This window comes from Streptomyces sp. NPDC058665, from assembly GCF_042714995.1.
Lineage (GTDB): Bacteria > Actinomycetota > Actinomycetes > Streptomycetales > Streptomycetaceae > Streptomyces.
The window spans coordinates 96,701-117,462 of the sequence record NZ_JBHXRX010000023.1 but is presented as its reverse complement, the minus strand read 5'-3'; the positions used below and the strand labels follow the sequence as shown (position 1 = coordinate 117,462).

Sequence of the window (20,762 nt, the reverse complement as noted above, 5' to 3'; positions counted from 1 at the left end):
GGCATCGGCCGGCGGTGGCCGGCGGCCCGCGGCGGCCGGGGCGGCACCGAGCGAGGCCGGCCCATCGGGCATGCTGAGCAGTGGCCGGACGGTACGTGGTGAGGGGAGTTCTGGTGGACGAGGGGGCGCAGGGCCTGGGCGACGCCGCAGTGCCGGGGACATCTCCGCAGCTGCGGCTCGATGATCTGCTGGACGGTCTGCAGCAGCAGGTGCAGCAGGTGCGGGCAGCTCGCGACCGGATGCGCACCCTGCTGGAGGCGGTTCTGGCCGTCGGCTCCGACCTGGACCTTGAGGTGGTGCTGCGCCGAATCCTGGACTCCGCTGTCGCCCTGGTCGACGCCCGGTACGGGGCGCTGGGCGTGCTGGGCGAGGAAGGCACGATCAAGCAGTTCATCACGGTCGGCGTCGACGAGGAGACCATCGCCCGGATCGGACACTACCCGCGCGGCGAAGGCATCCTCGGCCAGCTCATCCGCCACCCGGAACCGTTGCGCCTGGCCAACCTGGCGAATCACCCGGCGTCCGCGGGCTTCCCGGCCGGGCATCCGCCGATGACGAGCTTCCTCGGTGCTCCCGTCAGGGTGCGCGACGAAGTGTTCGGCAACCTGTATCTGACCGACAAGCAGGGCGGCGCGGAGTTCGACGCCGACGACGAGTCGGTGCTGCGCACCCTGGCCGCGGCGGCCGGCGTCGCGATCGACAACGCCCGGCTGTACGACGACGCCCGCCGCAAGCAGCAGTGGCTGGCGGCGAGCGATGAGCTCACTCGCAGGCTGCTGGCCGGCCGGGATCCGGCCGAGGTTCTGGCGTCGGTCGCCGCCACCGTACGTGAGCTGGCGTGCGCGGACCTGGTCACGCTGGCCGTACCGGTCGGGGACAGCGGCGAGCTGGTCGTCGAGGTCGCTTCCGGCCCGCGGGAAGAGGAGGTCCGCGGTCTGGTGCTGCCGGTCACGACGCTGGCGTCGAAGGTGTTCGCGACCGGGCAGACGGTCACCAGCGACGCGGTCAGCGTCGACCCCCGTGCCGAGGGCGGCAGTTCCTCCGTGGTCGACCTGGGGCCGGCGTTCTACGTGCCGCTGGGCACCCGCGACCACGTGCGCGGCGTCCTGCTGGTGGCGAATGTGCCCGGCGGGCGGGTGTTCCCGGACGCGGTCGTCGACATGGTCATCGGTTTCGGCAATCAGGCGGCGCTGACCCTGGAGGTTGCCGAGCACCGCCAGGACGCCGAGCGCATGCTGGTCCTCGGCGACCGTGACCGTATCGCCCGCGACCTGCACGACCTGGTCATCCAGCGGCTGTTCGCCGGCGCCCTGACCCTTCAGTCCACGCTCGGCCGCGTCGCCGACCGGCCCCGGGTGAGCGAGCGGATCCAGCGGGTCGTGGACGACCTCGACGACACCATCAAGGTCATCCGCTCCACCATCTACGGCCTGCGGGAGAGCGACCGCGGCCGGGGCGGCCTCCGGGCGAGAGTGGTGACGGAAACCGATCGGGCCGCCGAAGCCCTCGGCTTCACCCCGGCGCTTCGGATGACCGGCCTGCTGGACACCGACGTGCCCGCCGAGTACGCCGGGCATCTCCTGGCCGTGCTGGGCGAGGCGTTGTCCAACGCGGCCCGGCACGCTCACGCCACCGCCGTCGACGTCGGTGTCGACGTGAGCGACCGGACTCTCCGGTTGCGGGTGCGGGACAACGGCCGGGGCATCGATCCCGCCACCACCCGGCGCAGTGGTCTCGCCAACCTCCGGCAGCGGGCCGAGAACCTGGGAGGAGACTTCAGCACGTCCTCGAACCAGCCGAGCGGCACGATCCTGGCCTGGAGTGTGCCTCTTCCGTCTTGAGTGCCTGTTTCCGATCCCCAGATTTGAGTAGCTTTGTGCCCTAGGCTGGCCGGGTGTCCGAGGACGCCGGACAGGCTGCGAGACGGGTTTGTGAGGGTTGTGGGGTTCGGCTGAGGCCGGAGGCTCCGCCTCGGGCGAGGTTCTGCTCGACGGCGTGCCGTGCCAGGCAGTGGCGTCGGGACGTACGGTTGCGCAAGCGGGTGGCCGCGGAGCTGGGTGGCGCCGGCCGGGCTGAGTGCCCGCAGTGCGGAGCTACTTGGGTCGCGGGGGTGGACCGCCGTTCGAACGCGGTCTACTGCTCGCGGCGGTGCGTCACGCGGGCCTGGCGGGCCCGAAAGGAATCGTTCGGCGAACGGTCACAGTGACCGCATCACGAACGCACCCGGAGGGCATCTTCGACCGGTCCCCGGTCATTTCCGGTCGTTTGTTGTGATCTTCCTCTTGGCGGTCTGATGCTCGGTCGCAGAAGCGGGCCGGGTCTTGCCACGGCCGCGGGGCCGCGCCCCGGCTCCGCGGTGGGTGGTGAAACGCCATGCCCGAAGAGATCGAGATCGCCGACAAGGTTGGCAGTGTCAGCGCAGACCGGTACGCAGAGATCGTCGCGGAGCTGCGGAAGCTGGTGGAGACCGCCAGCCGGATCCAGTTCAGCGTCGGTGACTACGCGCTGGAGGTCGAGCCGATGCGCGAGGCCGGCGGCCAACAGCGCAGTGATTCGCTGTTCACGGTCAAGGACTCGCTGTTCCGTCTGTCCGAGGACATCGGCCTGTCCTACAAGACGGTGGACACCGCCCGGTGGACGGCGTCGAAGTGGCCCAAGGACCGCCGGATGGCGGGGGTGTCCTTCACCGTCCACAAGATCCTGGCGTCCATCGTGGACGACGAGGAACGGTACGACGCGATCACCCGCCCGCCCGAGGGCATGTCCCGGTGGACACCGGACGAGGCGAACCGCAAGGTCGGCCGACAGGTCGTCAAGCCCGTCACCTCGCAGGAGAAGGTCAGCGCGATCCACACCCTGGCCACTGACGAGGAGGTCGCGGCCACCGTCACCAGCGACCTGCTCCGGCGGCCGACGGTGGTCGCCCAGGTCAAGCAGGAGGACAAGGTCCGGGTCGTGGAAGAGCTGACCCGCGACGACCACGTCGCCGCCACGGTGACCACCGGCCTGCTGCGACGCCCGGACGTCGCGTTCCGGGCGATGTCGGATGACACCGCCCGCCACCGGGTCAATCACGCCCAGGTCGAGCGGGGCCGGCAGGCCCGCGAGCACTTCGAGGACACCAGCCCCGTCGCCCCGGCGGTCCGCAGCATCGACAAGTCGGTGGAGTTCCTGGACCTGGTCACCGCCTGCCACGCGTTCGTCGCGGCGGCCGGCCGGGTCGTCCCGGGCATGCGCGACCGGCAGCTCGGCGACGACGAACGTGTCATCGTCCACGAGAACGTCGCCCGCGTGAGGGCGACGCTGGACTGGATCGAGACCGCCGTGGACACCGGCAAGGTCGACGTCGACGACGAACTCGCCCGGCTCCTGCAAGACGAATAGCCGGTGCCCCGCGCCTCCGAGCGCAGATCGCCGACGGCCCAACGGCACGCCGATACCGTCCGGTTCGTGCTCTTCGAGGCACGGCCGGCCGGCCTGACCTTCCCCCAGCTGGTCAGGTCCTGCGAACTGTCCCCCCACCAGACCCGATCTGGCCTGGCCTGCCTACGGGACATCATCACCGAACGCGGCTGGCCGCCGCTGATCTGGACGCTGAAGGACGGCTACCAGTTCTGCGCCGACCCCGACCAGCTCCAGGCCTACGAGGTCGCGGTCATCCGCGGCAAGCTCACCGAGATCCGCCGGTTCATCACCGGGACCGTCGCCCCGCACGCCGCCCTGCAACCCAAGGGCCGGTGGATCAAACACCTCAACACCCAACTCAACTCCGTGGAGTCCACGCTCGACGTGATCGCCGACTTCACCGACGCATGAGCCGTCCGGACTGCCGCACGCCTGGGGGCGCGGCAGTCCGGATCCGGTGTCCGAAGGAGGGAACCGTGCCGCGGCCACGCTGCTACCCCTCCGACACCTGGGACGACGAATGGGCGCTGATCGAGCCGCTGCTGCCGGTGCCGGCCTGCGACACCCCGACCGGCGGCAGGCCGGAGAAGCATCCGCGGCGGGAGATTGTGGACGCCATCCGCTACGTGGTCGATACCGGCTGCAAGTGGCGGGCGCTGCCCAAGGACTTCCCGCCCTGGCGCACCTGTTACGGGTTCATGGCCCGCTGGGCCGCCGCCGGCGTCATCGGCCAGATCCGTGACCAGCTCCGCAAGCGCGTCCGCCGCGAGATGGGCAAGGCGCCCGGTGCGGTCGCCACCGTCATCGACTCCCAGTCCATCAAGGCCGCCGACACCGTCGGCAAGGACTCCCGCGGCTACGACGCCGGCAAGAAAATCAACGGCCGCAAACGCCACCTGGTCGTGGACACCAAGGGCCTGCCGCTGTTCGTCATGGTCACCCCGGCCGACATGACGGACCGCAACGCGGCCAAGGAAGTGCTGTTCCGGCTGCGGCTGATGCACCCCGAGATCACCATCGTCTGGGCCGATTCCGCCTACGTCGGACAGCTCGTGACCTGGGCGAAGACCTACCTGAACCTGACGATCAAGACCGTCAGCCGACCGAAGAACGCCGCCGGGTTCGTCGTCCTGCCCCGCCGCTGGGTCGTGGAGCGCTCCCACGCCTGGGTCATGCACGCCCGCCGGCACGCACGCGACTACGAACGACTCGTCCAGCACTCGGAATCGCTGATCACCTGGGCTGCGATCACCCTCATGACCAGGCGCATCACCCGCCGGTCCTCCCGTAGAAGCGGCCAGCCGGTCTCCCGCGAGGCCCACCGCGACTGATCATCTTGGCGCTGGTGGTCACCGGCCTCACCAAGAGCCCGCCGGGCCTCGGGCCGACCCATTCTCGCATCACCACGACCGCCGGGTCCCCGGCATCTGCGCCGCAGCCTCGGACCAGGAAAGCAGGACATGGTCTCGGCGACGGCCAGAAGTAGGCAGACGCCGCACAGCGCAGCGAACCGCATTCCGGTCGTGCGTCGTCCGGTGCCCGCCTTCGATGGCTGGATCCCCAACAGGGCCGGGTCGACCGTGACCGCACCGGGCACGGTGAGTGACGCTAGCGCTTCGTGCGGCGGGGTGAGGCTTGCTGAATGTTCGCGCCGGAGCCCACGTGCCGCTTGGTCTCCTGGGAGCCGTACCAGTCCAGGCACATCACCGCGGCGTCGTCCTCCAGATGGCCGCCAGCCGCGTCCAGGACCGCGGTGCTCAGCGTCAGCACGGTCTCCCGGGGATGCAGGCGCCGGGTGTCCTGCACGAGGGCGGGCAGGTCCACCTTCTCGGCGCGGCGTTCGAGCATGCCGTCGGTGAACATGATCAACCTGTCACCAGGACGCAGGTCGAACCCTTGGACTCGGTAAGGGCGGGGGATCGGCATAGACAGTCCGAAGGGCTGGTCCGCCTCCAAGGCGATCTCCTCCACCTTTCCACCGCGCATGCGCAGCGGCCAGGGGTGGCCTGCGTTGACTATCTGAGCTTGCCCGGTGTGGAGGTCAATGCGCACCAGCTGCCCGGTGGCGTGGCCGTGTGGCCTGTGGTCGGCCAGGGCCTGGTCGGCTTGCCGGGCCTGTTCCATCAGGTCGGCCCCCTGGCGGCGGGCGCCGCGCAGGGCCCCCACCAGGACCGTCGCCGACAGCGCGGCCTGAACGTTGTGGCCCATGGTGTCGGTCAAGGACAGGTGGAGGGTGTCGCGCTCGAGGGTGTAGTCGAACGTGTCGCCGCTGACATCTTCGGAGGGCTCCAGATTCCCGCACAGCGCGAACTGCGCCGCCTCGCAGGTGAGCGACAGGGGCAGCAGCCGCTGCTGGATCTCCGCGGCCAGAGTCAGGGGCCTGCTGCGTCTTCCCCAGGTATAGAGGTCGGTGAAGCGCTGATTGGCGATCACGATGTAGGCCAGGATGTGCGCGGCCTCAGCCACCGCGTCAAGCACCCCTTGGCCGGGGCCGGCGGGAAGCAAGAACTCCAGTAGACCGATGGCATCGCCGCGGTTGGTGACCGGAAAGATCAGCCGCTCGCCCTGCTCCGTCGTCTCCCGGTACGGCCGCTGGGTGCGTACCACCTGCTCGTAGACACTGCCGAACAGGCCGATCCTGTCCGCTGGCCGCGCGCCCCCTGCCTCCGCCTGCGAGGCCGTGGACAGCGGCACCACCGCTTTCCCGGTCAGGTCCACGATGAGGAAGGAGACCCGCGTGGCACCGAAACGCCGCAGAAGGTCCTCGGCGATCACGTCGACGGCCTCCCCCGGCGCCGCCGTCTCCGCTGCCGTCAGTAGTCGGGGAAGCTCACCTTGCCCATCCACCACACACCGCTCCCGTTGGCGCACCCCCACCCACCACAGTGAGGAATACCACGGCGAGCGTCAACCGGACACCGTCCACATCGCAGAACACGTCACTCACTGTCATTTACCCCAAGCAACCCACCGCCCACTCCTTGATCACAAAGGCCGGAAGTTGAGAAACAGGCACTGAGGCCTGAGGCCTGACGCCTGAGGGTTCCCGAGGGCCAGGGTCATGGCTGATCATTGTCGTGGGGAAAGGGGCTCGGAGGATGAGCGGGACAGTGACGGCGGTCAGCAGCAACGGCGAGTACTCGTTCACCAAGCCGAACCGGGAAAGCATCACGCTGCTCGCCGGGCTCGGTGTGGAGGGCGACGTACACGCCGGCGTGACGGTCAAGCACCGCTCACGGGTCGCACAGGACCCCACTCGGCCGAACCTTCGTCAGGTCCACCTCATCCATGAAGAGCTCTTCGCCGAGGTCGGTACGGAGGGATTCACGGTGGTGCCCGGTGACCTCGGCGAGAACATCACCACCCGCGGCATCGATCTGCTCGGCCTGCCGGTCGGCACGCTGCTGCACGTCGGCGACGACGCGGTGCTGGAAGTGACCGGCCTGCGCAACCCGTGCCCGCAGATCGACAACTTCCAGGACGGTCTGCTGAAGCAGGTTGCCGGCCGCGACGAAGCCGGGAACATCGTGCACAGAGCCGGAATCATGAGCATCGTGAAGAAGGGCGGTGCGGTGCGTCCGGGTGACACGATCAAGGCGGAGCTTCCCGGCGGGCCGCACCGACGCCTGGAGCGGGTCTGAACCGACTGCCTGTGATCAGGGAGTTGGCCTGGCGGAGACGCCGGTCCTCCCCCTGAAGCGATCGGTTGCGCGCTGGGCAGACGTCCTTCTCACGTCCCGGCGACGGCGGCTCGCAGTTCGTCGGTCACCATGTGCAGGCAGCTGCCGAAACTCGCCTGCCCCGCGGTCTCGATCCAGTGCCGGAAGGCGTTCTGGAAGGCCACCGTGGCGAGCTGCGCGGCCAGTTCGGCCGTCCCGGCGTTCACCTGACGCTGCATCAGTGCGTCGCGCATCGCCTCGGTGACCGCTGCCATCTTGGTCCGTTCGCGCTCCCGCAGCTCCGGGCTGGCGTCGATAACCGCCTGACGCTCCGTCACGTCCCCCAATTGCTCGGCGAGTTGGGCGCCGACCCGCGCCAGTGCGTCGAGGGCGGCAGCGAGCGGGGCCGCGTTCGGGTCGGCCGTCAGGACCGCGTGCGCCAGTGCCGGGGGCAGGCGCTCCGAGCCGGCGAACAGGACCTCGCGCTTGTCGGGGAAGTAGCGGAAGTAGGAGCGCCGGGTGAGCCCGGCCCGCTCGGCGATATCGGTCACCGTCACGTTGTCGTATCCGCGCTCCAGGTACAGCTCGACAGCCGCGCGCTTCAGGCGCTCCTCGGCACCCGGATCCCATCTCGCCATGGGGTGACTCTAACAGGCGATGTCTCACTGTGTCGTCAGTGCTAGCCTGTACTCACGACACACTGTGTCATCACTGAGGGGCGCGCTCGTCCCCGGTGCGGTCCGGAGCAGGCAGGAGGACGTTTCACATGACCGAGACCAGCGAGACCAGCGGGACCGGCAGGACGACAGGTGGGAGCAGGACGAACGACGAGGTATGGGTGGTCGGGGCGACCGGCCGTGTGGGCCGGGGCGTGACCGCCCGGCTGGCCGCGCGGGGGCTGACGGTCGTGCCGGTCGGGCGCAGCCGGGAGCGGCTGCTGGCCGCCGGGGCCGAAGCCGGTCTGCCCGGGGACGCGAAGGTCGTCGTCGCCGACTCGGCCGGGCGGATCGCGGACGAGATCGTCCGGCAGCGCCCCCGGGTGGTGGTGAACACCATGGGCGCCTTCGCCGCCACGGCGCCGGTGATCGCCCGTGCCTGCATGCCCGGCGGCCACTACGTCGACCAGGCCAACGACGTGGTCGCCGTGGAGGGGCTGCTCGCCCTGCACGACGAGGCGGTGCGGGCAGGGAGCACCCTGGTCACCGGCGCGGGATTCGGCGTCCTGGCGACGGAGGCGGTGGTGGCGAAGCTTTGCGAGGGCCGGCCCGCGCCGCACCGGGTGCGGGTCGACGCCGTGGCCTCGGTGGCCATCGAGGCGGGTGTGCTCGGTACCGCCCTCGCGGCCAGCATGGTGGACGTGCTCACCGCCGGCGGACGGCGGTACGACAACGGGCGGCTGGTGACGTCACGCCTCGGCGCGGACCCGCGGCGACTCACCTTCCCGGACGGGGAGTCGGCGAAGTCGGCAGGTGTCGCGTCCGGCGACCTCGTCGCGGCGCACGCGGCGAGCGGAGCACCGTTCGTCACCGCCACTTCCGCTCTCGTGCCGGCCGCGCCGCTTGTACGTGCCCTGCTCCCGCTGCTCGGCCGCCTGCTGTCCGTTCCAGCCCTGCGACGCCTCGCCGTCGACCGGCTCGGCCGGGCCGCGATCAAGAAGGCCGCACCCCGGCCGCGCGCACACTCCTGGGGACACGCCGTCGTGGAGTGGGCGGACGGCACCCGGCACGAGGGATGGCTCCGCGCCGGCGACGGCATGGACTTCACGGCCGACGTCACCGCCACCGTCACCGAACTGCTGGCCCGCGGTGCCGGCAGGCCCGGCGCCTGGACACCGGCAGCCGCCCTCGGGCCCGACCTGGCGACGGCCGCGGGCGGCACCTTCGTACGGGACTGAGGAGCACCGCCGAGTCGCCCCACCCGGAGAACCGGTCCGTCCTTCGTTCCTGTCGGGCCGGGCAGCTCGCCCTTATCCGGTGGTGCCGGTGGTGCCGGCCGTGCGGTGCTCGCGCGGGCGGGCGGTGCCGGGTTCCCACGCGGCGCCTTCGGATGCGGCACGGACGCCGGTGAGGGTGAAGGCCAGTGCCACGGTGGCCACAACGGCGAGCAGGGCGAGGCCGGCCGCGTACGTTCCGTACTCGCCGTACAGCGAGCCCATCACCAGGGGTGGCAGGAAGCCTCCCAGTCCGCCCGCGGCGCCGACCACGCCGGTGACCGAGCCGACCTGGTCGGCCGGGGTGCGCAGGGCGACCAGGGCGAAGGTCGCGCCGCTGGCGGCGCCGAGTGCGGCGGCCATGGCCAGGAAGGCGATGGTGCCCACCGGCGCCAGGGCCGGGGTGAAAGCCTGCGCGACGGCACCGGCCACGACCACGGTCAGCGCGCCGGCCAGCACCCGGACCGGGCCGAGCCGGTCGGACAGCCAGCCGCCGATCGGGCGCATCGCCACCGCGAGGAGGACGAACCCGGCCATGCGGTTGGCGGCGTCGCCCTGGGTGAGGCCGTAGCCGGTCTTGAGATAGGTCGGCAGGTAGACGGAGAAGGCCACGTAGCCGCCGAAGGCCACCGCGTACAGCGCGGACGCCTGCCAGGTGATGCCGAGCCGGGCGGTGGCCGCCAGTCGGCGGGCCAGGGGCTCGGTCGGCACGGTACGGCCGGGCGCGTCACGCAGCAGCAGCGCGGCGGCGACGGCGTACGCGGCCAGCACCGCGGCGGTGATCAGGAAGGGAGTGGACATGTTGTGCGTGCCGACCAGCTTCACGGTGGTCAGGGCGCTGATCGCGGTGCCGCCCATGCCGGCGCCGAAGACACCGATGGCGAGACCGCGCCGCGTGGGCGGGAACCAGGCGTTGACGAGCGGTACACCGACGGCGAAGGCGGTGCCGCCGATGCCGAGGAAGAAGCCGCCGACCAGCAGCGCGGCGAGGGAGGAATGCCCCGCCAGACCGAGGTAGAGCACCGGCACGATGGTGGCCGCCGACACGATCGGGAACATCACCCGGCCGCCGAACCGGTCGGTCAGCGCACCCACCGGGATACGGCCGAGGGAGCCGACCACGACCGGCACAGCCACCAGCAGCGACTGCTGGAACGACGACAGGCCGAGGCCGTCCTTGAACCGCGGGCCGAGCGGGCTGAGCAGCGCCCACGCCCAGAAGTTCACGGCGAAACCGACCGTGACCAGAGCCAGCATCAGCCACGCCCGGCCGGGCACCGGCGTACCCGACGGCGAGCCGCCGCCCCTCGACTTCAACGGCTGGACCATGTCGTCCGTCCCTTTCCTCTTCACGGTGGTACGGCGCCACCGTGATCGCACACGCACCGCAAGTCCCTTGCCTGCGGGGCGACTTCCCGTCACCACTGTTCACGCCGGGACTCGGCGGAGGCATGGGCCATCAGTCCCTGCCGACGGACAGACAGTCCCGGGCTCCGGATCCGGCCGTCCGCAGCGGTGGGGACGGTAGGGCCGGTCGGCCCTACCCCCCTCGTGCCTCCCGCGGGGACGATGGAGCGATGTCCAGGAACGACGCCTTTCGCGCGCTCGACCGGCAGGAGAGCCTGCGCCTGCTCGCCAAGACACCGGTCGGCCGGGTGGTCTACACCCGGCAGGCGCTGCCCGCGGTCCTCCCCGTCAACTTCTCCCTGGACACGGATGCCTCGGTGCTGCTGCTCACCTCGCCGGACTCGGACCTCGTGCGCGCGATCGACGGTGTCGTGGTCGCGTTCGAAGCCGACGAGTTCGACGCGTCCACCCGGTCCGGCTGGAGTGTGGTCGTCACCGGCCGGGCCACCGTGGTGACCGACCGCGCCGAGCACAAGCGGCTGTCGCAGGCCGGCCCCACGTCCTGGATGCCTCTGCGGGAGGCGGTGTTCGTGCGGATCGAAGCCGAGATGGTTACCGGTCGCGAGCTCAACGGGGCACGCGGCGATCGGTAAGGCGCGGCAATGCGCGAGGGGCGGCGGATCGGACCGACGCCGGCCGCGGACAGTCAGCCGGTCGGTCCTGTGCCCGGGTGCGAGGCTCTCGGCTCCGTGACGCAGCCGGCTTCGCGTTCGGGATTGGCGGACGCGCGCGGCGTGTGGCCGCCGTCCGGGCCGTAACCGAAGCGGATCAGCATCTGCGGGCGGCGGAGCCGCCTGGAACCGGCCGTCGCTCCCCGCAAGTCCGGCCATTCCATGGCCTGGTGGAGGAGCGAGGTACGCACTCCTCGGGCCGTTGCCGTGAGCAGGACGTACTGCAGGGCCTGGCCCGCGCGCAGCCAGTCCTCCCGCCCATCGTCGGACGTCCACAGCAAGGCCGCCTGGGCATGGCGTTCGAAGCGCAGGGTGGGGCGCCGGAGGGCGGCCTGCGCGCCGGTGAAGTCCCGCATCGGCATCCGCGCCGCCGAGTCGGGCGGGCCGAGGGCGGTGAGCGGTATGCCGTAGAGGGCGTCCCTGCCGGGGGCGGTGATCCAGCCGCGGGTTTCGGCGGCGCGCTCCGGGTCGGCGATGTTGCGTGCCTCCGCCGCGGCGGTCAGGCGCAGGAGCCACCGTGTTCCGGCGATGTCCGGCACATGCAGCCGCGCTCCGGCGCGATGCGCCGCCGCCGTCATCTCCGCCACGATCGGCGGGGGCACCGGCCTGCCGGTGAACGGCATCCGGCTTGAGTGCCGCCGCGCGATGGCCTCATGGAGACCGGCGTCGTCGAGGTGGTCGTCCGCGGTGAGCCGGCGGGTCAGCCGGACGGCGGCCAGCAGTCCGGGTGCCTGCGGGTCCGGCAGGAGCCGTACGTCCGGTCGCATGCCCAGGTGTACGGCGGCGAGCCGGAGGTTGAAGACCGCGGCGCCCACGGACAGGTACAGGGCGCGGTGCGCCGGGTCGGCCAGCGGCAGGATTCGCTCCGGCGCCGAATGGACCTCCAGCACCTGGCTTTCGGGGTCCAGGCGGAAGCGCCAGGGCTGTGTGTTGTGGATCGACGGCGCCGCGACGGCGGCCGCCAGGAGCGACTCCAGGGTGGCCGCGTCCAGCAGGGTTCGGGTACGCATGATGCCTCCTCTTTCTTCCTCGTGACCGCGGGCCATCGGCATTCCGAACCGGCGGCCGGCCGACGCGGTGAAGCGGTCCCTGGCCTCCGGGTCGAGCGGATGGCGGGCCGGCGGCAGGATCACGGCGGGGCTCATCGCGCGGTCCTCCCCGGCGTCCGGGGGCTGTGCCCGGCCGCCCTGGAGTCGGGGCAGACGAGGCGGGCGGCAGGACGGTGACCTGGCCGGACCGCGCGGGGTGCCCACCGCGCGCGGCAGCGGCGGAATCGGCATCGAGGCCGGTCGGCGTGGTCGTGCACGGGATACCTCCGGATCGGGCGCCGTCGGCGTCCACCGGCGGCGGCGGTCGGCGCTGTGTTCAGGAGCGGTTCGGGGAGCGGGAGGCCAGGGCGTCCGCTGTGGCCACCAAGGCCGCGCCCAGGCCGGTCAGCGCGGCACCCAGACCCGTGACCAGGGTCGTGAGGTGCCATGCCTGGTAGGCGGACATCAGTGAGGCCCGCAGGGACTGGCCCATGAACGCGGTACGGCGCAGCTCGGAGAGCTTCTCATCGTCGCCTCCGGTGGCATGCGACTCGGCGCTGATCTCGGCGTAGGTGCGACCGCCGGTGGCATGGGCGAGATTGCCCTTGATGAACTCGGCGTAGGCGTGCGCCTCGGGCCCGGTTTCCACGCGTCGGCCCGCGTAGGCAGCGAGTTCGGGAGGCAGACCGCGCTCGGGGAAGGTGATCTTCTGGGCCGCCAGCTCGGTACGGATCTCCTTCCGGCCGCTGCGAGCGCGCGGCACCATGACCGGTCCGGCGACGCCCAGAGCTGTTCCGACCGTGGCGAGCAAGGTGCCGGCCCGACGGTGTGATCCGTCCATGGCGTGTTGTCCTTCTTCCGACTGGGGCGTGTCTTGGGGGTGTTGGCTCCGGGGAGGGTGGTGCCGCGTCCGGCCGCGAGCAGCGGCCGGACGCATGACCGAACCGGATACCACACGCCGTACGCGCCACACCCTCGACGGCCGGGTACGGGGGAATCGGCCGCCTGACGGGCACGGGACGCCCTCGTACGGACGGGCATCCGCGGTTCGATCAATGCCCAGCATGCAACGCCCGCCACACCGGCTCCCTGGCCGACCGGTCCCAACTCCGGGACCATTGGGCCCTATTACGGCCTCGCCGGATGGGGCCGGAAGGTCGTCCGGCAGGGACCGCCGGCCCCAGGTGCGCCGAGGTCGACGCCGCCTACCGTTCCTGGCCATGAAGAGCGATCAGAACGCACCGCGGCGGAAGTCGCGCGCCGGTGAGGGCTGGCCGCTTGCCGCCCGGCGACTGCTCACCCGCCGCGAGGTGTCGGCCGACGGACGCGCCGTGTTCGGCACCGGGGACGCCAAGTGGGAGGGCTTCTACCGGGACCGGTGGGCGCACGACAAGGTGGTGCGCTCCACGCACGGCGTGAACTGCACCGGTTCGTGCTCGTGGATGGTGTACGTCAAGGACGGCATCATCACCTGGGAGCACCAGGCCACCGACTACCCCTCGATCGGCGCGGACTGCCCCGAGTACGAGCCACGCGGCTGCCCGCGCGGAGCGTCGTTCTCCTGGTACACCTACTCGCCCAGCAGGGTCCGTTACCCGTATGTGCGCGGCGCCCTGCTGAAACTGTGGCGCGAGGCCCGCGAGCGGCTCGGCGACCCGGTGGCGGCGTGGGCCGAGATCACGTCCGACCCGGCGAAGGCGCGGGCGTACAAGAAGGCCCGCGGCAAGGGCGGCCTGGTGCGCGCGGACTGGGACGAGGTCGGCGAACTGGTCGCCGCCGCCCAGGTCCACACGATCAAGGCGTACGGCCCTGACCGCGTCGCGGGCTTCTCCCCGATCCCGGCGATGTCCATGGCGTCCTTCGCGGCCGGGGCCAGGTACACGTCGCTGATCGGCGGCACCTTGCTGTCGTTCTACGACTGGTACGCCGACCTGCCCATCGCCTCTCCGCAGGTCTTCGGCGACCAGACCGACGTCCCGGAAGCCGCCGACTGGTGGAACGCCGGCTATCTGATCATGTGGGGCTCCAACATCCCCGTCACCCGTACCCCCGACGCCCACTTCCTCACCGAGACCCGCTACAACGGCACCAAGGTCGTCGCGGTCAGCCCCGACTACGCCGACAACGTCAAGCACGCCGACGAGTGGCTGGCCCCGCACCCCGGCACGGACGGGGCACTTGCGATGGCTATGGGTCATGTCATCCTGCGCGAGTTCCTCGTCGACCGCGAAGTGCCGTACTTCCAGGCTTACTTGCGCGAGTTCACCGATGCCCCGTTCCTGGTGACGCTGCGCGAGCACGAGCGGGGTCTCGTCCCGGACGGGTTCCTGACAGCCGCCGACCTCGGCCACGACACGGAGAACGCCGAGTCCAAGACCGTCCTCATCGACGCCGCCACCGGAGAACCCGTGGTGCCGAACGGCTCGCTCGGCTTCCGCTGGGGCGAGGCCGGGCAGGGCCGCTGGAATCTCGACCTGGGCGACACCATGCCCCAACTGAGCCTGCTCAAGGGCGCGGAGGACATGGTGCGGGTGGCGCTGCCGCGATTCGACGAGGGCGCCACCGAAGGCGGCTCGGCGATGGTCCGTGGTGTGCCGGTCCGCCGGATCGGCGGGCGGCTCGTCACCACGGTGTTCGACCTGATGCTCGCCCAGTACGGGGTGGCCAGGGCCGGTCTGCCCGGCAGTTGGCCACTCTCGTACGACGACCCGTCGCAGCCGTACACCCCCGCCTGGCAGGAGACCATCACCTCGGTACCGGCCGAGCAGGCGGCGCGTATCGCCCGGGAGTTCGCCCGCAACGCGGAGCGGACGCACGGCCGTTCGATGATCGCCCTGGGCGCCGGCACCAATCACTGGTTCCACTCGGACACCATCTACCGCGCCTTCCTGGCGCTGACCACCACGACCGGCTGCCAGGGCGTGAACGGCGGCGGCTGGGCGCACTACGTCGGCCAGGAGAAGGTCCGCCCGGTCACCGGGCAGCAGCATCTGTCGTTCGCGTTCGACTGGCAGCGGCCCACCCGGCACATGGCGGGCACCTCGTACTGGTATCTGAACTCCGACCAGTGGCGCTACGAGGCGTTCGGGCCCGACGAGTTGGCCTCTCCCCTCGGGGACGGGCGGTTCAAGGGCAAGGCGTTCGCCGACTGTCTGGCGCAGGCGGTCCGCCTGGGCTGGACGCCCGGTCACCCCGGCTTCAACCGCAACCCCCTCGACCTGGCGGACGAAGCGGTCCGGGCGGGCAGGCCCGTCGCCGAGCACATCGTCGACGAACTGACGTCCGGACGGCTGCGGTTCGCCGCCGAGGACCCCGACGACCCGGCCAACTTCCCGCGCGTGCTGACCGTGTGGCGGGCGAACCTGCTGGGTTCCTCCGGCAAGGGCAACGAGTACTTCCTCCGCCACCTGCTGGGCACCGACGCCGCCGTCCGCTCCGATGAGACCCCGCCCGAGCAGCGGCCGAAGGACGTTGTGTGGCGGGAGGAGGCACCCGTGGGCAAGCTCGACCTGCTCGTCACCATGGACTTCCGTATGACCTCCACCAGCCTGTTCTCCGACGTCGTCCTGCCGGCCGCCACCTGGTACGAGAAGGACGACCTGTCCAGCACGGACATGCACCCCTTCGTCCACGCCTTCACCCCGGCCATCGCCCCGCCCTGGCAGGCCCGCACCGACTACGACACGTTCCTGACGATCGCCGACAGGTTCAGCGAACTGGCGGCCGTGCACCTCGGCATCCGCACCGACGTCCTCGCGGTGCCGCTCACGCACGACACACCGGACGAACTCGCCCAGCCGGGCGGGACGGTGGAGGACTGGAAGGCCGGCGGGTGCGAGCCGGTTCCCGGACGGACCATGCCGAAGCTGGTGACCGTCGGACGGGACTACGCCGCGATCGCGCAGAAGATGCGCGCCGTCGGTCCGCTGCTCGACACCCTGGGCACCACGACCAAGGGCGTCACCGTCCACCCCGATCAGGAGATCGACGACCTGCGGCGCCGTAACGGGACCGTCAGGGACGGAGTCGCCGCCGGACGGCCCTCGCTCGCCACCGCCTCCGACATGTGCGAGGCGATCCTCGCCCTGTCCGGCACCACGAACGGCCGTCTCGCCACCGAAGGCTTCCGGGAGTTGGAGCGGCGGACCGGCAGCCGGGGGCTCGTCGAGCTCGCCGCCGAGCGGGAGGCGGAGCGGATCACCTTCGCCGACACCCGCACCCAGCCCCGCGCGGTCATGACCTCGTACGAGTGGTCGGGCTCGGAGACGGGTGGGCGCCACTACTCCCCGTTCGTCATCAACACCGAGCACAAGAAGCCCTGGCACACCCTCACCGGCCGCCAGCACTTCTTCGTCCAGCACGACTGGATGACCGAACTCGGCGAGCAACTGCCCGTCTACCGGCCCCCGTTGAACTCGCCCCGGCACTACGGCGACGAGCGGCTGCACGAGGACGGCCGCGCCGAGGTCACGGTCCGCTATCTGACTCCGCACTCGAAGTGGTCCATCCACTCGAACTACCAGGACAACAAGTACATGCTCGACCTGTCCCGCGGCGGCCCCACGATCTGGATGTCCACCGCCGACGCCGAGAAGATCGGCGTGAAGGACAACGAGTGGATCGAGGCGTACAACCGCAACGGCGTCGTCGTCGCCAGGGCGGTGGTCACGCACCGTATGCCCGAGGGCACCGTGTACATGTACCACGCCCAGGACCGCACCGTGAACGTGCCGAGGACCGAGGTCAGCGGCAGGCGTGGCGGCATTCACAACTCCCTGACCCGGCTGCTGCTCAAGCCCACCCATCTCGCGGGCGGCTACGCGCAGTTCACGTACGCCTTCAACTACTACGGCCCGACAGGCAACCAGCGCGACGAGGTCACCGTCATCCGCCGCCGCGGCCAGCGAGTGGAGTACTGACATGCGCGTCATGGCCCAGATCGCGATGGTGATGAACCTCGACAAGTGCATCGGCTGCCACACCTGCTCGGTGACCTGCAAGCAGACGTGGACCAACCGCACCGGCGTCGAGTACGCCTGGTTCAACAACGTCGAGACCAAGCCCGGCGTCGGCTATCCCCGCCGCTACGAGGACCAGGAGCGGTGGAAGGGCGGCTGGACGCTCGACAAGCGGGGCCGGCTCGTCCTGCGCTCCGGGGGCCGGCTGAAGCGGTTGCTGTCGCTCTTCTCCAATCCCGACCTGCCGGGCATCGAGGACTACTACGAACCCGTCACCTACGACTACGACAACCTGGTCAGCGCCCCGGCCGGGAAGGACATCCCGGTCGCGCGCCCGCGCTCCGTGCTCACCGTCAGGCCCACCGCGATCACTTGGGGAGCCAACTGGGAGGACGGCCTCGGCGGAGCCCCCGAGAACGCCTTCGGCGACCCCAATCTGACCGGCGAGTGGGCCGAGAAGGTCAAGTTCGAGTTCGAGCAGACCTTCCTCTTCCATCTGCCCCGACTCTGCGAGCACTGCCTCAACCCCGCCTGCGTCTCCGCCTGCCCGTCCGGCGCGATGTACAAGCGTGTCGAGGACGGCATCGTCCTGGTCGACCAGGACCGCTGCCGAGGCTGGCGCATGTGCGTGACCGCCTGCCCGTACAAGAAGGTGTACGTCAACCACGCCACCGGCAAGGCCGAGAAGTGCACCTTCTGCTTCCCGCGCGTCGAGGCGGGCCAGCCCACCGTCTGCTCCGAGACCTGCGTCGGACGCCTGCGCTATCTGGGACTGCTGCTCTACGACGCCGACCGCGTCGGCGAGGCCGCGGCCACCCCGGACGAGAAGGACCTCCTTGACACCCAGCGCGGGGTCTTCCTCGACCCGCACGACCCCGAAGTCATGGCCGCCGCACGGGAGTCGGGGATCCCGGAGGACTGGCTGGACGCCGCCCGCCGCTCCCCCGTGTACGACCTGGTCATACGCTACCGGGTGGCGCTCCCGCTGCACCCGGAGTACCGCACCCTGCCGATGGTCTGGTACGTCCCCCCGCTCTCCCCCGTCCTCGACGCGGTCGACGCCGCGGGCGGCGACCAGGACAACCCCGACCACGTCTTCGCCGCCGTCACCCGACTGCGCATCCCGCTGGAGTACCTGGCCGAGCTGTTCACCGCCGGCGAGACCGACGTGGTCGCCGGGGTGCTGATGAAACTCACCGCGCTGCGCTCGTACATGCGCGAACGCGGCCTCGGCGAGACCGGCGACGAGGCCGTGCTGACCGCCGTCGGCCTGACCGCCCGTGAGGCGGAGGACCTGCACCGCCTCCTCTCCGTCGCCAAGTACCAGGACCGCTACGTCGTCCCCGCGGCCCACAAGGAGGACGCCGCCGCACTGACCGCGCTGGAGAACCGCTGCCCGGTCGAGCCGTCCGGCGACGCCGGACCCCGCACGGTCATGCTCTGCATCCCCACCCTGCGCCGCGACACCACCACCGGAGGACATCCGTGAGCCCGCTGCCCGCGACGATTCCCGCCCTCGTCCGCACCCGCGTCCGGGCCGCCGTACGCCGCCCGGCCCGGCTCACGCCCGAGGAGACGGCGGACCGGGCGCTGACGCTGCGGCTCGGGTCACTGCTCCTGCAGTATCCCGATGCCGAACTGACAGGATTCCGCGCGGAGTTGACGACCGCGGTGCGGGCTCTGCCAGCCACGCCCGCGGCGGAACACCTGGCCCGCTTCACCGACTGGTTCGCCGCACAGGAGCCCGAGGCGCTGGAGCGGCACTACGTCGAGATGTTCGACCTGCGCCGCAAGAGCAGCCTCTACCTCACCTACTACCTGCACGGCGACACCCGCCGCCGGGGCATGGCCCTGCTCACCCTCAACCAGCGCTACCGCGCCGCCGGGTGGGACATCGACGGCGGGGAACTGCCCGACCATCTCCCGGTCGTCCTGGAGTTCGCCGCTCTGACAGGACCGGGGGGCGGCGAGGCACCGCTGCGCCTGCACCGGCGCGGACTTGAGCTGATCCACCGGGCACTGGCCGACGCCGACTCGCCCTACCGCGACGTCCTGGCCGCGCTGCTCACCCTGCTGCCGCCGCCCACCGAGGCGGACCGCGCGGCCGTGGCCCGGCTCGTCGCCAAAGGCCCGCCGAACGAGGAGGTCGGCCTCGACCCTTACGGCACCTACGGGGACGGCGAGTTCGCACCGCCGGGCACCTTCGTGCCGCCGACGCCCGCCCCGCCGACCCGGATATCGCCCGCTCCGACCAGCCGTACGGAAGGCCCGCGATGAACGCCCCGTTCCTCCCCTCGGCCGCCGCCCCGGCGAGCGGCGCCGATCTGTTCCTCTGGGTCGCCTTCCCCTACATCTGCCTCGCCGTGTTCGCGGCCGGCCATGTCTGGCGCTACCGCCAGGACCAGTTCGGCTGGACATCCCGCACCACCCAGCTCCTCGAACACCGCTGGCTGCGCTGGGGCAGCCCGCTGTTCCACCTCGGCGCGTTCATGGTGATCGCCGGGCACGTCGCGGGACTCGCCGTTCCCGACTCGTGGACCGAGGCCGCCGGCATCACCGAGCACACGTACCACACCACGGCCGTCTGGGCGGGCTCGGTGGCCGGCGTCACCATGGTCACCGGCCTCGGCATGCTGTGCGCCCGCCGCCTGCTGACCCGCCGGATCCGGCTGGGCACCGACCGCAGCGACAAGCTCCTCTTCCCGCTGCTGTCCGCCACCGTTCTCCTGGGTATCACGGCGACCGCCGCCCACAACGTCTTCGGCCCCGGCTACGACTACCGCGAAACCGTCTCCGTCTGGTTCCGCGGCCTGTTCGTCCTCCAGCCCCGCCCCGATGCCGTCGCCGGAGCCCCGCTGCTGTTCCAGCTGCACGCCCTGACCTCCTGCCTGCTCTTCGCCGTCTGGCCCTTCACCCGCCTCGTCCATGTGTGGAGCGCCCCCGTCGGCTATCTGGTCCGGCCCTACCTCGTCTACCGGCGGCGGGCCGCACCGGCCACGTCCCCGACGACGGCGGGCCGGCGACGTTCGTCCTCCGGCTCCGGGCGAGCCGGATGAGTCACGGCCCCGCGCTCACACCGGACACCGCGACCGCCCGGCCCGCGTACACCGTGGGGGCGAGCCGCCGAACGGGATGGGTGATGGTCCTGACCGGGATCGTCGGCTGGCTCGCCTCCTTCCAGCTCACGCTGGACGACTGGCGGCTCCTCAAGGACCCGGCCTACCAACCGCCGTGCGACATCAGCCCGGTCGTTAGCTGCGGCAGCGTCATGTCCAGCGCGCAGGGCAGTCTGTTCGGCTTCCCCAACATGCTGCTCGGACTGGGTGCCTTCGCCGCCGTGACCGCGCTGGGCGTCGCCGTGCTCTGCGGGGCGCGTCTGCACCGTCGGCTGTGGCTCGCGCTGGGCGCAGGGGCGCTGGTGGGGGTGGTGTTCGTCCACTGGCTGATCGGGCAGTCGCTCTACGAGCTCAACAAGATCTGTCCCTACTGTGCCGTTGTCTGGGTCGTCACCATCGCCCTGTTCTGGTATCTGACCCTGCACGCCCTGGAACAGGGAATGGTCTCCGCGCCCCGGGGTGTGCTGGAGGTCGTGCGGGATACGCACTGGATGATGCTCGGCGCCTGGTACGGGGTGATCGCGCTGCTCGTCCTCACCCGCTTCTGGTCGTACTGGAGCAGCCTGCTGTAGTTGAGTTGAGCACTCC

16 protein-coding genes and 1 pseudogene are annotated in these 20,762 nt (G+C 71.0%); 12 read left to right on the top strand and 5 right to left on the bottom strand.

Annotated elements, in window-relative coordinates; translation table 11 throughout:
• Positions 1 to 113 precede the first annotated feature (113 nt).
• From ACFWV8_RS17415 to ACFWV8_RS17400, 4 genes and pseudogenes are all read left to right on the top strand, one after another.
• Positions 114 to 1,841: a GAF domain-containing protein gene (locus ACFWV8_RS17415; protein ID WP_384202309.1), complete on the top strand. Its 1,728-nt coding sequence runs from the start codon at positions 114 to 116 to the stop codon at positions 1,839 to 1,841.
• Between the two features lie 532 nt (positions 1,842 to 2,373).
• Positions 2,374 to 3,384, top strand: coding sequence for a DUF6192 family protein (locus ACFWV8_RS17410; protein WP_384202306.1), 1,011 nt, complete (start codon positions 2,374 to 2,376; stop codon positions 3,382 to 3,384).
• A gap of 3 nt (positions 3,385 to 3,387) precedes the next feature.
• Positions 3,388 to 3,816 carry a RacP protein gene (locus ACFWV8_RS17405; protein WP_384202303.1) on the top strand — a complete coding sequence of 143 codons (429 nt, stop codon included), beginning with the start codon at positions 3,388 to 3,390 and terminating at the stop codon, positions 3,814 to 3,816.
• A gap of 65 nt (positions 3,817 to 3,881) precedes the next feature.
• Positions 3,882 to 4,689, top strand: a pseudogene (locus tag ACFWV8_RS17400) (IS5 family transposase); the annotation flags it as partial.
• A gap of 324 nt (positions 4,690 to 5,013) precedes the next feature.
• On the opposite strand, the gene ACFWV8_RS17395 reads toward ACFWV8_RS17400, so the two are convergent.
• Positions 5,014 to 6,180, bottom strand: coding sequence for a PP2C family protein-serine/threonine phosphatase (locus tag ACFWV8_RS17395; protein WP_384202300.1), 1,167 nt, complete (start codon positions 6,178 to 6,180; stop codon positions 5,014 to 5,016).
• A gap of 323 nt (positions 6,181 to 6,503) precedes the next feature.
• Between ACFWV8_RS17395 and ACFWV8_RS17390 the strand changes: the two genes are divergently transcribed.
• Positions 6,504 to 7,046: an MOSC domain-containing protein gene (locus ACFWV8_RS17390; protein ID WP_384202297.1), complete on the top strand. Its 543-nt coding sequence runs from the start codon at positions 6,504 to 6,506 to the stop codon at positions 7,044 to 7,046.
• An 89-nt stretch (positions 7,047 to 7,135) separates the two neighbouring features.
• On the opposite strand, the gene ACFWV8_RS17385 is transcribed toward ACFWV8_RS17390, so the two are convergent.
• Positions 7,136 to 7,702 carry a helix-turn-helix domain-containing protein gene (locus tag ACFWV8_RS17385; RefSeq protein ID WP_384202294.1) on the bottom strand — a complete coding sequence of 189 codons (567 nt, stop codon included), beginning with the start codon at positions 7,700 to 7,702 and terminating at the stop codon, positions 7,136 to 7,138.
• Positions 7,703 to 7,830: 128 nt separating this feature from the next.
• On the opposite strand from ACFWV8_RS17385, the gene ACFWV8_RS17380 reads away from it, so the two are divergent.
• Positions 7,831 to 8,958, top strand: a complete 1,128-nt coding sequence (locus ACFWV8_RS17380; protein WP_384202291.1) for a saccharopine dehydrogenase NADP-binding domain-containing protein — start codon at positions 7,831 to 7,833, stop codon at positions 8,956 to 8,958.
• 72 nt (positions 8,959 to 9,030) lie between these two features.
• On the opposite strand, the gene ACFWV8_RS17375 is transcribed toward ACFWV8_RS17380, so the two are convergent.
• Positions 9,031 to 10,251 (bottom strand): MFS transporter, encoded by a 1,221-nt coding sequence (locus tag ACFWV8_RS17375; RefSeq protein ID WP_384202349.1) that lies wholly within the window; start codon positions 10,249 to 10,251, stop codon positions 9,031 to 9,033.
• Positions 10,252 to 10,571: 320 nt separating this feature from the next.
• Here ACFWV8_RS17375 and ACFWV8_RS17370 point away from each other — a divergent pair, with 320 nt between their 5' ends.
• On the top strand, positions 10,572 to 10,994 hold the full coding sequence (locus tag ACFWV8_RS17370) for a pyridoxamine 5'-phosphate oxidase family protein (RefSeq protein WP_384202288.1): 423 nt from the start codon (positions 10,572 to 10,574) through the stop codon (positions 10,992 to 10,994).
• Positions 10,995 to 11,047: 53 nt separating this feature from the next.
• Here the strand turns inward: ACFWV8_RS17370 and ACFWV8_RS17365 are convergent, their stop codons facing one another.
• Complete coding sequence (locus ACFWV8_RS17365) at positions 11,048 to 12,082, bottom strand: Acg family FMN-binding oxidoreductase (protein WP_384202347.1); 1,035 nt, start codon at positions 12,080 to 12,082, stop codon at positions 11,048 to 11,050.
• Between the two features lie 355 nt (positions 12,083 to 12,437).
• On the bottom strand, positions 12,438 to 12,941 hold the full coding sequence (locus ACFWV8_RS17360; RefSeq protein WP_384202285.1) for a hypothetical protein: 504 nt from the start codon (positions 12,939 to 12,941) through the stop codon (positions 12,438 to 12,440).
• Positions 12,942 to 13,320: 379 nt separating this feature from the next.
• Between ACFWV8_RS17360 and ACFWV8_RS17355 the strand changes: the two genes are divergently transcribed.
• The 5 genes from ACFWV8_RS17355 to ACFWV8_RS17335 are packed head-to-tail and all read left to right on the top strand — an operon-like array spanning position 13,321 to position 20,746.
• Positions 13,321 to 17,019, top strand: a complete 3,699-nt coding sequence (locus ACFWV8_RS17355) for a nitrate reductase subunit alpha (protein WP_384202282.1) — start codon at positions 13,321 to 13,323, stop codon at positions 17,017 to 17,019.
• A 1-nt stretch (position 17,020) separates the two neighbouring features.
• Positions 17,021 to 18,547 (top strand): nitrate reductase subunit beta, encoded by a 1,527-nt coding sequence (narH, locus tag ACFWV8_RS17350; protein WP_384202278.1) that lies wholly within the window; start codon positions 17,021 to 17,023, stop codon positions 18,545 to 18,547.
• Positions 18,544 to 19,335: a nitrate reductase molybdenum cofactor assembly chaperone gene (gene narJ, locus ACFWV8_RS17345; RefSeq protein ID WP_384202275.1), complete on the top strand. Its 792-nt coding sequence runs from the start codon at positions 18,544 to 18,546 to the stop codon at positions 19,333 to 19,335. The genes narH and narJ overlap by 4 nt, the downstream gene beginning before the upstream one ends.
• Positions 19,332 to 20,114: a respiratory nitrate reductase subunit gamma gene (gene narI, locus ACFWV8_RS17340; protein ID WP_384202272.1), complete on the top strand. Its 783-nt coding sequence runs from the start codon at positions 19,332 to 19,334 to the stop codon at positions 20,112 to 20,114. Before narJ ends, narI begins: the two co-directional genes overlap by 4 nt.
• Positions 20,111 to 20,746, top strand: a complete 636-nt coding sequence (locus ACFWV8_RS17335; protein ID WP_384202269.1) for a vitamin K epoxide reductase family protein — start codon at positions 20,111 to 20,113, stop codon at positions 20,744 to 20,746. The genes narI and ACFWV8_RS17335 overlap by 4 nt, the downstream gene beginning before the upstream one ends.
• The last annotated feature ends 16 nt before the right edge of the window (positions 20,747 to 20,762 follow it).

What these genes read in the sequence shown, in the direction of transcription:
- ACFWV8_RS17365 (WP_384202347.1), bottom strand. Translation starts at nt 12,082, where the DNA reads ATGCGTACCCGAACCCTGCTGGACGCGGCCACCCTGGAGTCGCTCCTG.
- ACFWV8_RS17370 (WP_384202288.1), top strand. Translation starts at nt 10,572, where the DNA reads ATGTCCAGGAACGACGCCTTTCGCGCGCTCGACCGGCAGGAGAGCCTG.
- ACFWV8_RS17380 (WP_384202291.1), top strand. Translation starts at nt 7,831, where the DNA reads ATGACCGAGACCAGCGAGACCAGCGGGACCGGCAGGACGACAGGTGGG.
- narH (WP_384202278.1), top strand. Translation starts at nt 17,021, where the DNA reads ATGCGCGTCATGGCCCAGATCGCGATGGTGATGAACCTCGACAAGTGC.
- ACFWV8_RS17385 (WP_384202294.1), bottom strand. Translation starts at nt 7,702, where the DNA reads ATGGCGAGATGGGATCCGGGTGCCGAGGAGCGCCTGAAGCGCGCGGCT.
- ACFWV8_RS17360 (WP_384202285.1), bottom strand. Translation starts at nt 12,941, where the DNA reads ATGGACGGATCACACCGTCGGGCCGGCACCTTGCTCGCCACGGTCGGA.
- narI (WP_384202272.1), top strand. Translation starts at nt 19,332, where the DNA reads ATGAACGCCCCGTTCCTCCCCTCGGCCGCCGCCCCGGCGAGCGGCGCC.
- ACFWV8_RS17390 (WP_384202297.1), top strand. Translation starts at nt 6,504, where the DNA reads ATGAGCGGGACAGTGACGGCGGTCAGCAGCAACGGCGAGTACTCGTTC.
- ACFWV8_RS17375 (WP_384202349.1), bottom strand. Translation starts at nt 10,251, where the DNA reads ATGCTGGCTCTGGTCACGGTCGGTTTCGCCGTGAACTTCTGGGCGTGG.
- ACFWV8_RS17410 (WP_384202306.1), top strand. Translation starts at nt 2,374, where the DNA reads ATGCCCGAAGAGATCGAGATCGCCGACAAGGTTGGCAGTGTCAGCGCA.
- ACFWV8_RS17335 (WP_384202269.1), top strand. Translation starts at nt 20,111, where the DNA reads ATGAGTCACGGCCCCGCGCTCACACCGGACACCGCGACCGCCCGGCCC.
- ACFWV8_RS17355 (WP_384202282.1), top strand. Translation starts at nt 13,321, where the DNA reads ATGAAGAGCGATCAGAACGCACCGCGGCGGAAGTCGCGCGCCGGTGAG.